The following is a 13,469-nucleotide window of genomic DNA, read 5'->3' on the forward strand; positions in this document are numbered from 1 at the left end:
CATTTGTTTTTTCTTCACCATTTTACCACTACCTGAAAAAGAGAGTCATTATAAATATCAAAAAAATCACACAACTTTTTTTGACGATTCATCCAATTTTTACAGGGTGCGGTCAATGGAATAAGAAGAGAAATCCTGCGCAGCTTCTGTCAGCGGGAATATATCGCGGGCCTCTTTCAATAGTTGTTTTAGTGCCTCTTCTCCTTGGTAACGTGCACTAATATGGGTCAAAATTAATCTTTTTGCGCTTGCTTCCTGCGCTGTTTTCGCTGCTTGTTCTGTTGTGCTGTGATAATAATTGTAGGCTAGATCAGCATCTTCTTTACCGAATGTTGCTTCATGGACTAACACATCCGCATCCTTGGCAAGCCTTGTTATATTCTCGCATAAACGGGTATCTCCTGAAAATGCAACGATTCTCCCTTTTTTAGGGGGTTCCAAATAATCGGTTCCATCAATGATTCTTCCATCTTCGAGTGTCACGGTTTCCCCATTTTTTAACTTCTGATACAAAGGTCCAGGTTTTACACCGATTTCTTTTAGGTCTTCGGCTTTTAATGCACCTGGTACATCTTTTTCCACTACCCGATAGCCGTAAGCTGGAATACCGTGAGATACTCGTCTTGCTTCTACTTGAAAGGTATCATCTTCAAATACGATCCCTTCATCTATCTCTATAATATGCAGCGGATATGTCAAATGCGTTTGTGTAGCTGAAAGTGTTGCGCTCACAAACGCTTTGATGCCCTTAGGTCCATAGATCGTTAGTTCATCCTCTCCGCCTTGGAAGGATCTGCTGCCGAGCAGTCCTGGGAGACCGTATACATGATCACCATGCATATGAGTGATAAATATTTTCTCAATTTTTCTCGGTTTAATCGTTGTATGTAATATTTGATGCTGCGTCGCTTCTCCGCAATCAAAAAGCCACACTGCTTTTCTTTCTTCTAAAAGCTTTAGCGCAGTGCAAGTGACGTTTCTAGTTTTCGCAGGAATGCCTGCACCAGTTCCTAAAAAGAGCAGTTCCATTACTTTTCCTCCTAAAGCCGGTATACAATATCTTTATTCATATAGAATACATGAAGACAAGGTAAATGTGAATTCAGCGGAATTTTCGAAAAAAGTCAAACGAGAGCAGAAAAAGTCGAATCAAATGTTTGCTTTACGAACAATGAACCTTTAAAATAAAGAAAATGTACATACATTCTCGGTTTTTACAACAATGCTACGAATAAAGTGAGGTACTTTTCGTGAATACAGAAACTAACAATCCAAAAGCAGTCATTGTCATTTTTGGCGCAACAGGAGATCTTGCCAAACGCAAGCTCTACCCTTCTATACATAGACTTTATCATAGCGGAAAACTTGGCGATCAATTCGCCGTGGTCGGTGTTGGACGCCGTCCGTGGTCTCATGAGGATCTAAGAGCTGTGGTGAAAGAATCTGTTTCTTCTGATGATGCAGAAGCGAAAATAGAGGAATTCAGTTCACATTTTTATTATCACGACTTTGACGTATCAAGCCCTGCTTCCTATCAATCGCTTAACACACTTCTAGCAGGCCTTGAAGATACGTACAGTATCCCAAACAACCGGATGTTCTATTTAGCGATGGCACCGGAATTCTTCGGAACGATTGCAAAGTTCCTAAAAAGTGAAGGTGTATCAAAAACAACTGGCTGGTCAAGACTTGTCATCGAAAAACCATTTGGCCATGACTTGCCAAGTGCGAAAAAGTTAAATGAAGAAATTCGAGATGCATTCTCTGAAGATCAAATTTATCGTATTGACCACTATCTCGGTAAACAAATGGTTCAAAACATTGAGGTTATCCGTTTTGCAAATGCCATCTTTGAACCACTTTGGACAAACCGATATATCTCAAACATTCAAATTACATCTAGTGAATCATTAGGGGTTGAAGACCGGGCCCGCTATTACGAAAGTTCAGGTGCACTAAGAGACATGGTCCAAAACCATATGCTTCAAATGGTTGCACTTTTAGCAATGGAGCCGCCAATTAAGCTGAATACCGAGGAAATCCGCAGTGAAAAACGGAAAGCATTACGCGCTCTTCGTCCTTTCTCTAAAGATGAGGTCGATCAATTCTTTGTCCGCGGACAGTATGATGCTGGTACGGTTGATGGCGGCATGGTTCCTTCATATCTTGAAGAGCAAAATGTTGACCCGAACTCAAACACGGAAACATTCGTTGCAGGGAAGCTGCTCATTGATAACTTTAGATGGGCCGGCGTGCCATTTTACATTCGTACTGGAAAACGTTTAGAAAAGAAATCTACTCAAATTGTTGTTCAATTTAAAGACATTCCAATGAACCTGTACTATGGTAACGGAAATTCCATGCATCCAAACTTACTCGTCATTCACATTCAACCAGATGAAGGCATTACCCTTCACCTGAACGCTCGCAAGCTTGATGGCGGTACATTTGCAAAGCCGATTAAGCTCGACTACCAAACAAACTATAACGACATCATGAACACACCAGAAGCCTATGAAAAGCTGATTCATGACTGCTTGCTAGGCGATGCTACGAACTTTGCTCACTGGGATGAAGTGGCGCTTTCTTGGAACTTTGTGGATCCGATTTCTGAGAAATGGGCAGAAAACAAAACATTAAAACCAAATTATCCTGCTGGTTCTATGGGACCGAAAGAAGCCGATCAACTTCTAGAAAAAGATGGGTATCATTGGTGGAATATATAAAATGATATAAAAAAGAGCAGTCTCCCTTGGGGGTTCTGCTCTTTTTTTAACGTCCTGTTTTCGTAATTTCAACCGTTGAAAAGTCGAACTTATCATAGCGATGATGACTAAAGGAGTACTCAAACGGCCGGCCTGTGTTTAAATAAGCAACCTGCTCGACCTCTAGCACAGGATCCGTTGGGTCACAGCCTAAATATTGCTGGTCAAGCTCATCTGATTTAGCTGCTCTAATTTTCTTATGCGCTCCTGCCACTTTTAAATTCAAATCATTTGATATGTAGCCATAGATTGATCCCAATAGAACCTCTTCATCTATTCCCTTAATGAGATTGACGGGCATAAACGTTTTTTCTAATACGTATGGCTCCTCGTCCACAAGACGGAGACGGATGATGTCATAAATGGGTGTGGTGGAGTCTATGGATAGGTGGGCTGCCACCTCTTTGCTTGGAAAATGGACATCAAAGTGAATGATTTGAGTTGTGACGTTTTTATCCGCCATGACTTTTGTGAACCCTTTATTTTCATGTCCTGATACATTAATAGCCCCTTGATTGAGCGCTGCCTTCACAATAAATGTACCGTGACCTCTTTTTCTAAAGAGCAGACCTTCTGCTACGAGAAGATCGAGCGCACGCTTCATCGTCATTCGGCTGCATTGAAATTCAGCGGCAAGCGAGTTTTCATCTGGAATGGGTTGATCTTCTGGATAATATGCTGTTCCTATTCGTTTTCTGATTTCTTCTGAAATGAGTTCGTACTTTTTCATCTCACACCACCAACTGACTTGTTTTTTCATAGCTTCCTCTCATTCTACACTAAGCCTAGTGAGCTTAAAAGGTACCAGCCATTTTTGTTTCATCCACTTACCGTCACATAAGAAAAATACTTGCCCTTTTCAAGGAAAGAGCAAGTATCTTGATTAAAAACCGTTATTTTCTGATACCGATTGAAACCAGTATCCGCTTTTCTTAATTGTACGTTTTCCGTCTTCTTGAAGATCAACTGAGACAAATCCATAGCGATTCTTATAGGCATTCGACCATGACCAGTTATCCATAAACGTCCACAGATGATAGCCTTTTACATTACTTCCTTCTTGAATGGCTTGATGCACCCATTTAAGATGCTCAGAGATAAAGTCAATGCGGTAATCGTCATGAATCATTCCTTCTTCATCCTTAAACCGCTCTTCTCCTTCGACACCCATTCCATTTTCAGAAATAAAGCATTCAATATTATCATAGTCTGTTTGGACTTTTTTCAATATATCATAAATGCCTTTTTCATAGATTTCCCAGCCTCGATACACATTCATTTTTCTTCCCGGCATGTCAAACGCATCAAAATAATGATTTGGCATAAATGGGGCATTTGGATGCGGCATATGCTCTTTCGCCTTCACTCTTCTTGGCTGATAATAGTTGATTCCAAGGAGGTCGACGGTATTCTCTCGAATGAGCTCAAGGTCTCCTTCTTCCATACTCGGCATAAAGCCTTCTTTCTTTAAGACCTCTACTAGTTTCTCTGGGAAATGTCCCTTCACCGCAGGATCTAGGAAGGACCGGTTAAAGAAAACATCCGCCATCTCAGCTGCTTCTACATCGCGCGGATTCTGGCTTCTCGGATAAGATGGGGTAAGATTGAGGATGATGCCAATCTTACCGCCTTGCTGCAGGCTTTTATAAGCCGCAATCGCCTTTGCATTTGATAGAAGTTCATGATAACCGACCTGCACAGCCTTTTGGAAATCGACTTCGTTTGGATAATGGAAGCTATACATATACCCGCCCTCTACAGGCACGATCGGTTCATTATGGGTAAACCATTTTTTCACCCGGTCGCCAAATAATTGAAAGCACAATTCTGCATAGCTCACATAATCATCTACTACCTGTCTGTTGACCCAGCCGCCTTTTTCCTGCAGCGCCATTGGCATATCGAAATGGTACAGGTTCACAAACGGCTCAATATCATGTGCAATCAATTCGTTGATCACATCATTGTAAAAAGATACTGCTTCTTCATTGACCGCACCTGTCCCTTCAGGCAAGAGACGTGACCATGAAATGGACAATCTGAATGAATTGTGCCCAATTTCTTTCATCAGACGAATATCCTCTTTATATTTTCGGTAAAATTGAGATGTCACGTTCGGTCCTACGCCATCAAAAAAACGAGTCGGCTCTTGCTCAAACCAATGATCCCAAATATTCGGTCCTTTTCCATCACCAGGGACGCTGCCTTCTGTTTGCGTGGCAGAGGCAGAAGATCCCCACCAGAAACCTTCTGGGAATGTATATGATTGCTTGTTATTTTCCATCGACATGTATTGAGTCTCCTTCACCTTTGATGTTGGTTGTCTTCGTTTTTTCCGTTGTGGTTATTTTTTCATTTTTCACATTCATACGGTCAATAAACTTCAGGAACGGGAACCAAATGACAAACACGATCATCAGATTAAACAGCTGAAGCAGACCACCCGCCAGTGAATTGGTTGCCATTATTCCGCTTATAAAGATCGGCACGGTCCAGGGAATATTCACGCCAGTCGGCGGTGGTACAATGCCTGATGCCATCGCAAAATAAGAAATACATGTAATAACCATTGGCGCCAAAATCCATGGAATGAGAATAAGCGGGTTCATGACAATCGGTAAACCGAAGATAATCGGTTCATTGACGTTAAATAATCCTGGTCCTAGGCCGAGCTTTGCTACCTGTTTTAATTGCTTACTTTTCAGGAAAATTAAAATCGTAAACACAACTGCTAGCGTCATACCGGTTCCGCCCATGCCAACCGTATAAATTTCGATAAACTGCTTGCTGATGATATTTGGAACCTCACCAGTTTTTGTATAGCTCTCTAGGTTTTGAATGGACAACGTATTCCAAATGGGGTCCATGACAGAGTTGATAATAATTTGGCCGTGAAGCCCAAAGAACCAAAGAATTTGTATAAAGAAAACAGCGATCAAGGTCGGAATGATACCGCTTCCAAGTCCGACAAGCGGTGCCTGAATCGCATGATAAATCAGGTCATGCATGTTTGTTTTGAAGCCTTGTGTAATGATGATATTGATCAGTAAAAAGGTTGTGAGTGTCAAAGTAGCCGGGATCAGTGCAGCAAAAGACTTAGCAACAGCTGGCGGAACCCCCTGCGGCATATTGATGACAAATTTCTTTTGGACAAAATAACGATAAATTTCAGCAGACAAAAAGCCTGTGATCATGCCAAGGAACATCCCCTTTGCTCCTAAACGATCGACTGGAATCACGCCTGCAATAGATGCACCGCCTTCTTGTTCTAGTAAAAATGGTGTCAGAAGTAGGAAAGAGGCTAATGCAATCACTCCGCCAAATACTGCTTCCACATCATAGCTTTTCGATAAATAGTAGCCAATCCCAAATACAACAAACACACTCATAATGCTGATGGTCGCACTTGGCGCGATATTCAGTGCAGACTGGACGCCTTCCAGTGCGGTTTGACTCATGATTTTATCTAAAAATGGCAAATTCATTAGCACAACCATAATGGAACCAAAAATAGTAAGCGGGAACGCAAGCATAAAGGCATCCCGTAATACACCTAAATAGCGGTTGTTGTTCAGTCTCCCAGCAATTGGAACCAAAATAGCACTTATTTTATCAAACATTGGTTTCCCCCCTTGTTTACACCCTTTATTGTTTAAGTGATTGGAAAATCGGCAGGAGCTCTCCCACAAGCTCCTTGATCGTCATAGTCGACATTAAGTGGTCTTCGGCATGCATGAGCAATAAGGAGAAAGGCGTTTTCTCCCCGCCTGCCTCTTGCTGCACGAGTTGAAAATGGATGCCATGTGCATGACGTAAATCTTCTTCTGCTTCTTTCATAAGACCAAATGCCTCATCTTCTTGACCTTCTCGAAATTGTTTAAGAGATTGAAGCAATTTGCTGCGTGCATTACCGCTGTGTAAGATCAATTGAAAACTGACTTGTTCCTCCGTGAGCCCTTCAAGTGTTTTCTTTTCCATTCTTTACGATTCCTCCATCAATGTAACGGCTTGTTCATACGCTTTTTGTCCATCGGCAAGCCCGTACGCCTGCATATCGATGACCTCTACTGCAATCCCGTATTTTGTTGCTTCTTTTTGAAGATCCCCTTTTAAAAAGCTCATTTGCGGTCCAATTAACACAACATCCGCATTCGCCATTTCTTTTTTCGCTTGATCTTGCCCAACTGCCCAAATTTCTGCCTCGTCCCCTATTGAGTCGGCATGAGCCTTCATCTTTGTAACTAGTAAACTTGTAGACATTCCTGAACTGCATGCTAATAAAATACGTTTCATTTCTCTCACCCCATTGTTGTAATAAAAGCGCTTCCAGTTAATATTATATATTTTTATTTTTAAATGTCTAGACATTTAGATCTATTTGTCTGTATTTTATATAAAAAAAGAGCGTATGTGTGTGTACGCTCTTTGCCTTTCTTCTTATCCTTTTCCTGCTTGGAAGCCAGGATATTTTGTCATGCCGCCGTCCACATAGAGTGTCAAGCCTGTGACGTAGCTTGCCTCTTTTGACGCCAGCCAGACAGCACATGCTGCCACTTCTTCAGGCTTTCCAATATAACCAATGGGGATCAGCTCGATCACACCTTTTTTCAATGCGGGATCATCGAATTTTTCCGCATTGATCGGGGTATCGATGGCGCCTGGTGCAATACTGTTTACACGAATTTTTTTAGGGGCATATTCTAGTGCCAGTGTTTCTGTCAGCAGCTTGGCGCCCCCTTTACTTGCTGCATAATGCACGAAATGAGGCCAAGGGATTTGCTGGTGAACAGACGACATATTGATGATTGATCCTTCTATTCCGTGATCTGTCATATACTTCAGTGCATCGCGGCAGCCGAGAAACATACCTGTTAAATTGGTCGACATGACTTTGTTCCAATTATCTAGCGTCATTTCGGTAGAAGGCACTTCATTTTCAATGCCTGCGTTATTGATCATGACATCAAGACTGCCAAATGTATCAACGGCTTTATCAATCATCGCCTGCATATCCTCTTCCTTTGAGACATCTCCCATGATTTTCACAGCCTGTCCGCCATTTTTTTGAATATCCGCAATGGTCTCATCTGGACTTTCTTGATCTGAGAAATAATTGATCACCACATTGGCTTTTTCTTGTCCAAACCGGCGCGCCATCGCTTGACCTATTCCTGTACCAGCTCCTGTAATCAGGACTGTTTTCCCTTCTAAATCTGGATACATTCGTTTACCCTCCTATTTTGTAAAACCTAGCAGCACGCCGCCTGCAATGATCATCAAGCAGCCTGCAATGACAAAGCTTGTTCTGGATGCTTTCTCTTTTAATAAGTAAATGCCGCCTAATGTCGAGATAACGATCCCTGTCTGCGACATCGAAAAACTTACGGCAACACCAATGAGCGGAATAGCCAAAAGAAGTCCGAGATTTCCTGTCGACCAAACAAGGCCGGCAATGATATTTCTAAACGTATATTTACTAAACGGGTGCTGCTTGAGACTAATCGCCAAGGATGAAAGCAGCATGCCGACCGATTGCGGAACGAGGGCAGACCAGCCATCAATATGAAACCATCTCAAAATAACAACATATCCGACATAGCCAACGGTTGAGATGAGCAGAATCATGATCCCTTTTTTGAAATTGCCTCCACCGTTCCCGCCGCCATTCTTTTTTTGACCGAGCGATGTCAGCACAACACCTGCAATAATCAGTAAAATGGCACAAGAACCAATGAGTATGACCGTCATCGTTTGCCATTCTTTGAAGACTATGACGCCAAATAAAGTAGTGCTCACAAGCTGCATGCCCGTTGATAAAGGAACCGCCTTCGAGACTCCGAGAAACGCAACACTTGAAAGCTGATTCATTTGTCCAATGCTCCAAAAGATGCCTGAAATGACAGAAACCGCAAAAATAAGCGGTGTCAGCTCTGGCATTTTGATAAAGAAGGCTGCAATTGAAAAGAGAAATGCGCCAAGCGTTATACCGAGGGTTTGCTGGTATGCATTCCCGCCAAGTTTGACACTGATGAGAACAATACTTCCCCAAAATATCGCTGGGAGAAGTGCATATAAAATGCCCACTTCGACCCCTACTTTCTTTTCTTTTTTACATAGCATCCCTCTTTTTCGCATTTTTAGCCGAAAAGATGTAAACACAAAAAAACCTTACCAAAGGGTAAGGTTTTTCAGTCGTTCTATATTTATTTCATCCATTCTGTATGGAAGATGCCTTCTTTATCTGTGCGCTCATACGTATGTGCACCGAAATAGTCACGCTGCGCTTGAATTAAGTTCGCTGGCAGGACGGCTGTGCGATAGCTATCGAAGTAAGCAAGTGCACTTGACAATGAAGGAACAGGAACTCCTTGCTCCACTGCAAGTGAAATGACTTTACGAAGAGATGATTGATAGCTTTGAGCAATATCCTTAAAGTAAGGATCAAGCAATAGGTTTTTCAGTTCTGGGTTACGGTCATATGCTTCTTTAATTTGTTGTAAGAAGGCTGCACGAATGATACATCCACCACGGAAGATCATTGCAATTTCACCATATTTTAAATCCCAGTTATACTCATCAGATGCTGCTTTCATTTGCGCAAAACCTTGTGCATATGAGCAAATTTTACTCATGAATAGGGCTTTTCTAACCGCTTCGATCAGCTCTTTTTTATTCTCTGCTGATTGCGCTGGCTTAGGACCTTCGATTAATTGGCTTGCTTCAACACGCTCATCTTTCATTGCTGAAATGTAGCGCGCGAAAACAGACTCAGTAATGATTGGAAGCGGAACACCTAGATCAAGAGAACTTTGGCTCGTCCATTTTCCAGTTCCTTTTTGCCCAGCTTTATCTAAGATGACATCCACAAGCGGCTGGTTTGTTTCTTCATCCACTTTTGTGAAAATATCAGCTGTAATTTCGATTAAATAGCTGTCAAGCTCGCCTTTATTCCATTCTGAGAATACTTCATGAAGCTCCTCTGCTGACAATCCAGCCACATGCTTCAAGATAAAGTATGATTCAGAAATCAATTGCATGTCTCCGTACTCGATGCCGTTATGGACCATTTTGACATAATGTCCTGCTCCATCTGGACCGATATACGTTGTACATGGCTCGCCATCTACTTTCGCAGAGATCGCTTCTAAAATTGGTTTCACTAGCTCATGCGCTTCTTTTTGACCGCCTGGCATGATCGATGGACCTTTTAGTGCACCTTCTTCACCGCCAGAAACACCTGTACCAATGAAGTGGATACCACTTTCCGCAAGCTCTTGATTACGTCTTTGCGTATCCTTGTAATATGTATTTCCACCATCAATTAAGATGTCTCCTTTCTCTAGGTGAGGAAGTAATGATTGAATGGTTGCATCCGTTGCTGCACCAGCTTTTACCATTAAAAGAATTTTACGCGGTGTTTCAAGCGACTGAACAAATTCTTCGATGCTGTATGTGCCTACAACGTTTTTCCCTTTTGATTCTTGAAGAAATTCTTCCGTTTTGCTGCTAGATCTGTTATAAACGGACACGGAGAACCCGCGGCTTTCAATATTAAGGGCAAGGTTTTTCCCCATAACGGCTAGTCCAACCACACCGATTTGTTGTTTTGACATAATTCTGACGTCCCTTCTAACACACTATATTGATTACTGCTGAAATGATGTACCCTTTGAAATTACCACAACACCACCTCTTTTATCAAGTTTTCAGGCTAGTCATTTCCTTTTTCGTCCTGAAAAAAGTCTTTATTAAAACTTGTTCCACTTGTTTTACTCTCTTTTTCCTTGATGGTCATCCCTCTTTGAACGAGTGATTTTCCATACTTTTCTTTCAGTCCTTCTAAAATGGTTTGAAGAGGCTCTTCTTTTGCATCTTCTGTATAGGAAAATAAATCAAGCTGTTTAACGGCTGCTTTTCGTTCTACAAGATCTGTCCCCGTCACACCTAAGAGTCTCACAGGCTGGTCATTCCAATGTTTAAGGAATAACTGCCTTGCTGCCTCAAATAAGTCTTCCTTCCGATCGGTCGGATTCGTGAGGGTGACACTTCGCGTGATATTTTTCCAGCTTGCATACCGAATCATGATGAGCAGCCGATTGGCCATCACTTCTTTTCTCCTTAACCTTGCACTCACAGATTGTGACAGCTTATCAATTAACGCGACAAGTTCATCTGGATCGTCAGAATCATGAGGAAGGGTTGACGAATTACCGACGGATTTAAATTCGTATATCCTTTCTGGGTCCACGATGCCGTCATGTTCACCATTCGCCTTTTGCTTTAATCTCGGTCCATTGATACCCAGTAATTCCTTTAGTGTATACTCATTTGCTTTCGCTAAGTCTTCAATGGTATGAATGCCAATCGTTTTCAATTTATCAGCCGTTTTTTGTCCAACTCCGTGCATGTCACCCGCTGGCAGCGGCCATAGCATTTGGGGTACATCTCGTTTACGCAAAATGGTGATGCCCATTGGTTTTTTCCAATTAGACGCCATTTTCGCTAAAAATTTATTCGGTGCAATGCCAATACTTGAAGGAAGCATGAGCTCCTCTACAAGCCTCGTTTGAATATCATGAGCCGTTTTCACCGCATGCTCGGCATATGGCGTATGCGTTAAATCAATATAGCCCTCGTCAATGGATACGGGTTCGACTAAATCGCTGTATTCTCTTAGTATCGTAAACATCTCTTGTGAGGAGCTTCGGTACCGGTCAAAGTTTGGTGTACGGACAATCAGCCCCGGACAAAGCCGCTTCGCTTCCCATAACGGCATCGGGGGCTTTACACCTAGCGCTCTTGCCTCGTAGCTGCACGTGACCACAATCCCTTTACGCTCTTTCGCATTTCCGCTAATGGCTAATGGCTTCCCTCTCAAAGAAGGATCATACGCCATCTCGACTGATGCATAAAAACTATTCATATCAATATGAAAAATGATTCGACCCTTCCTTTGAGAATCAGCCATTTGCCTGCCTCCTAAATCTATCGACTTGATGTTTGTTCCAATAGACATTTCATATGGTGTATAGTACACTGTGAGTAATGAAATGGATGTGATAATCATGATTATTGATACATTCAATGAAGTCTTTTTCCTTGTTGAATTCTTTACGATTATTCTTCCAGCGCTGACGGCCATCGGCATTGCTTTTTTATTAAAAGACTGCCGTATGAACGAACACCTCGGTGGACATCGTTTGGAAGAGTTGGACGCATCTTTATTGAATCGAACAGACTTTCTGTTTATCATATATGATCGCATTACAACTTGGATTAGTAAAGTCATTCGAATGAAACGATCATCAAACGATGATGAAGACCATTCGCTTCCTCTCTCTAATTAATTTTTTTAAAAATGAGGAGGAAACGAATTGAAACGTTTATTAACGATTTGTACGACTTTATGTTTAATGATGATTGCCTCACCTGCTTTTGCAGCGAGTGGGCAAACGAATACGAGCTCTGATGGGTTTTTCCATCATTATTTTGTCCAGCCTTTTTCTGAGCTGATCATTTGGCTTGCGAACTTCTTCCATGATGATTATGGTTTATCGATTATGTTCGTGACCTTGATCGTCCGTCTGCTAATTTTCCCTCTTTTTGCGAACCAATTTAAGAAGCAAAGAGTCATGCAGGAGAAAATGGCACTAGTGAAGCCTCAAATTGACGAAATTCAAAACAAATTGAAGAAAACGAAAGAACCTGAAAAACAAAAAGAACTACAAATGGAAATGATGAAAGTATACAAAGAGAACAATGTGAACCCGCTGGCAATGGGCTGTCTGCCTATGCTGATTCAAATTCCAATTGTTCTTGGCTTTTACTCAGCGATCCGCTCAACACCTGAGATCGCAACACATTCGTTCCTATGGTTTAACTTAGGACAAACCGATCTATTGGTCGCGATCTTTGCAGGCGCTATGTATTTCTTGCAATTTTATGTTACGCAAAGGTTTGCGAAGCAATCAGGCACCCAGACAGAGGCTGCGCTGAAGCAAGCCAAAGTGATGGGCATGATTTTCCCAATCATGATGCTGTTTATTTCAATCAATGCACCCGCTGCCCTTCCTTTATACTGGATGACAAGCGGATTATTACTCACAATCCAAACGATTATTTTAAATGTCATGTACCAAAAATCAAAATCAAAAAAAGCTGAGGCAAACGACCAAGCTAGCCCAGCTGCTGAATAAAAATAATCCCCTTATCATTTGATAAGGGGATTATCTTTATGCCAATTCTTCTTTTAACCGTTCTGGCAATTGATCGAGATCCTCAATTCTCCCAAGGAACTTATTCGGGTCCACTTGTAAAATCATCTTGTTCTCTCTCTCCACAACGCCGAAAAAATATTCAGAGGCTTTCGTGTTCATATGAAATGGCTTGATCTCGCTTAGCTCGATATCAATAATATCTTTTGCATCCGAGACAAGACAGCCTACCATTTGTCCGTTTAATTCAAATAGCAACACCTTGGACTGTTCGTTCACATCAAGAGGCTTTCCGTGAAGCATCACGCCTGTGTCACTGACAGGAATGACCTCTCCCCTTAAAGACATGAGTCCTTTTATTTCTTTAGGAAGGTTCGATACTTCTTGTAAATAAGGGACCTTCTCAATCGAACGAATATGCTCTACACTGATGCCAAAATCCTCTTGCCCCACTTGGAAAATAATGATTTTTTGCGTGCTCACAGAGTCT

The 13,469-nt window shown here is 41.8% G+C and carries 14 protein-coding genes; 3 read left to right on the forward strand and 11 right to left on the reverse strand.

What is annotated here, in order from left to right; genetic code table 11:
- Nucleotides 1–99: 99 nt before the first annotated feature.
- Complete coding sequence (gene rnz / locus NSQ36_RS10830) at nucleotides 100–1,029, reverse strand: ribonuclease Z (RefSeq protein WP_137055003.1); 930 nt, start codon at nucleotides 1,027–1,029, stop codon at nucleotides 100–102.
- A 221-nt stretch (nucleotides 1,030–1,250) separates the two neighbouring features.
- Between rnz and zwf the strand changes: the two genes are divergently transcribed.
- Nucleotides 1,251–2,726 (forward strand): glucose-6-phosphate dehydrogenase, encoded by a 1,476-nt coding sequence (zwf, locus tag NSQ36_RS10835; RefSeq protein WP_003216112.1) that lies wholly within the window; start codon nucleotides 1,251–1,253, stop codon nucleotides 2,724–2,726.
- A gap of 46 nt (nucleotides 2,727–2,772) precedes the next feature.
- On the opposite strand, the gene NSQ36_RS10840 is transcribed toward zwf, so the two are convergent.
- The 9 genes from NSQ36_RS10840 to NSQ36_RS10880 all read right to left on the reverse strand — a co-directional run bounded on the left by NSQ36_RS10840 (nucleotide 2,773) and on the right by NSQ36_RS10880 (nucleotide 11,733).
- Nucleotides 2,773–3,495 (reverse strand): GntR family transcriptional regulator, encoded by a 723-nt coding sequence (locus tag NSQ36_RS10840; RefSeq protein WP_003215808.1) that lies wholly within the window; start codon nucleotides 3,493–3,495, stop codon nucleotides 2,773–2,775.
- Between the two features lie 153 nt (nucleotides 3,496–3,648).
- The gene (locus NSQ36_RS10845; protein ID WP_339205691.1) at nucleotides 3,649–5,055 is read right to left on the reverse strand and encodes a glycoside hydrolase family 1 protein; all 1,407 of its coding nucleotides are present in this window, start codon (nucleotides 5,053–5,055) and stop codon (nucleotides 3,649–3,651) included.
- Nucleotides 5,039–6,385, reverse strand: coding sequence for a PTS cellobiose transporter subunit IIC (celB, locus tag NSQ36_RS10850; protein ID WP_050943798.1), 1,347 nt, complete (start codon nucleotides 6,383–6,385; stop codon nucleotides 5,039–5,041). Before celB ends, NSQ36_RS10845 begins: the two co-directional genes overlap by 17 nt.
- Before the next feature lie 25 nt (nucleotides 6,386–6,410).
- Nucleotides 6,411–6,743 carry a PTS lactose/cellobiose transporter subunit IIA gene (locus tag NSQ36_RS10855; RefSeq protein WP_012010488.1) on the reverse strand — a complete coding sequence of 111 codons (333 nt, stop codon included), beginning with the start codon at nucleotides 6,741–6,743 and terminating at the stop codon, nucleotides 6,411–6,413.
- A 3-nt stretch (nucleotides 6,744–6,746) separates the two neighbouring features.
- Nucleotides 6,747–7,058: a PTS sugar transporter subunit IIB gene (locus NSQ36_RS10860; protein WP_044141029.1), complete on the reverse strand. Its 312-nt coding sequence runs from the start codon at nucleotides 7,056–7,058 to the stop codon at nucleotides 6,747–6,749.
- A 144-nt stretch (nucleotides 7,059–7,202) separates the two neighbouring features.
- The gene (locus NSQ36_RS10865) at nucleotides 7,203–7,988 is read right to left on the reverse strand and encodes an SDR family oxidoreductase (protein ID WP_226803651.1); all 786 of its coding nucleotides are present in this window, start codon (nucleotides 7,986–7,988) and stop codon (nucleotides 7,203–7,205) included.
- Nucleotides 7,989–8,000: 12 nt separating this feature from the next.
- A complete protein-coding gene (locus NSQ36_RS10870) occupies nucleotides 8,001–8,849 on the reverse strand; it encodes a GRP family sugar transporter (RefSeq protein ID WP_170966017.1) in 849 nt (282 codons plus the stop codon).
- Between the two features lie 119 nt (nucleotides 8,850–8,968).
- Nucleotides 8,969–10,378, reverse strand: a complete 1,410-nt coding sequence (gndA, locus tag NSQ36_RS10875) for an NADP-dependent phosphogluconate dehydrogenase (RefSeq protein ID WP_106029174.1) — start codon at nucleotides 10,376–10,378, stop codon at nucleotides 8,969–8,971.
- Nucleotides 10,379–10,476: 98 nt separating this feature from the next.
- Nucleotides 10,477–11,733: a DNA polymerase IV gene (locus tag NSQ36_RS10880; RefSeq protein ID WP_339205694.1), complete on the reverse strand. Its 1,257-nt coding sequence runs from the start codon at nucleotides 11,731–11,733 to the stop codon at nucleotides 10,477–10,479.
- 97 nt (nucleotides 11,734–11,830) lie between these two features.
- On the opposite strand from NSQ36_RS10880, the gene NSQ36_RS10885 reads away from it, so the two are divergent.
- Both NSQ36_RS10885 and NSQ36_RS10890 read left to right on the forward strand, forming a co-directional pair.
- Nucleotides 11,831–12,112, forward strand: coding sequence for a hypothetical protein (locus tag NSQ36_RS10885; protein ID WP_003215677.1), 282 nt, complete (start codon nucleotides 11,831–11,833; stop codon nucleotides 12,110–12,112).
- A 66-nt stretch (nucleotides 12,113–12,178) separates the two neighbouring features.
- Complete coding sequence (locus tag NSQ36_RS10890) at nucleotides 12,179–12,961, forward strand: membrane protein insertase YidC (protein ID WP_229200398.1); 783 nt, start codon at nucleotides 12,179–12,181, stop codon at nucleotides 12,959–12,961.
- Between the two features lie 36 nt (nucleotides 12,962–12,997).
- Here the strand turns inward: NSQ36_RS10890 and NSQ36_RS10895 are convergent, their stop codons facing one another.
- Nucleotides 12,998–13,462: a chemotaxis protein CheW gene (locus NSQ36_RS10895; protein ID WP_003215942.1), complete on the reverse strand. Its 465-nt coding sequence runs from the start codon at nucleotides 13,460–13,462 to the stop codon at nucleotides 12,998–13,000.
- Nucleotides 13,463–13,469 lie beyond the last annotated feature (7 nt).

Origin of the sequence: Bacillus sp. FSL W8-1143, from assembly GCF_037965155.1 — a bacterium.
GTDB lineage: Bacteria > Bacillota > Bacilli > Bacillales > Bacillaceae > Bacillus > Bacillus pumilus.

Excerpts from the sequence above, each read along its gene's own strand:
- NSQ36_RS10845 (WP_339205691.1), bottom strand. The coding sequence starts at position 5,055 with ATGTCGATGGAAAATAACAAGCAATCATATACATTCCCAGAAGGTTTC.
- celB (WP_050943798.1), bottom strand. The coding sequence starts at position 6,385 with ATGTTTGATAAAATAAGTGCTATTTTGGTTCCAATTGCTGGGAGACTG.
- gndA (WP_106029174.1), bottom strand. The coding sequence starts at position 10,378 with ATGTCAAAACAACAAATCGGTGTGGTTGGACTAGCCGTTATGGGGAAA.
- NSQ36_RS10890 (WP_229200398.1), top strand. The coding sequence starts at position 12,179 with ATGATGATTGCCTCACCTGCTTTTGCAGCGAGTGGGCAAACGAATACG.
- NSQ36_RS10840 (WP_003215808.1), bottom strand. The coding sequence starts at position 3,495 with ATGAAAAAGTACGAACTCATTTCAGAAGAAATCAGAAAACGAATAGGA.
- NSQ36_RS10860 (WP_044141029.1), bottom strand. The coding sequence starts at position 7,058 with ATGAAACGTATTTTATTAGCATGCAGTTCAGGAATGTCTACAAGTTTA.
- rnz (WP_137055003.1), bottom strand. The coding sequence starts at position 1,029 with ATGGAACTGCTCTTTTTAGGAACTGGTGCAGGCATTCCTGCGAAAACT.
- NSQ36_RS10865 (WP_226803651.1), bottom strand. The coding sequence starts at position 7,988 with ATGTATCCAGATTTAGAAGGGAAAACAGTCCTGATTACAGGAGCTGGT.
- NSQ36_RS10885 (WP_003215677.1), top strand. The coding sequence starts at position 11,831 with ATGATTATTGATACATTCAATGAAGTCTTTTTCCTTGTTGAATTCTTT.
- NSQ36_RS10855 (WP_012010488.1), bottom strand. The coding sequence starts at position 6,743 with ATGGAAAAGAAAACACTTGAAGGGCTCACGGAGGAACAAGTCAGTTTT.
- NSQ36_RS10880 (WP_339205694.1), bottom strand. The coding sequence starts at position 11,733 with ATGGCTGATTCTCAAAGGAAGGGTCGAATCATTTTTCATATTGATATG.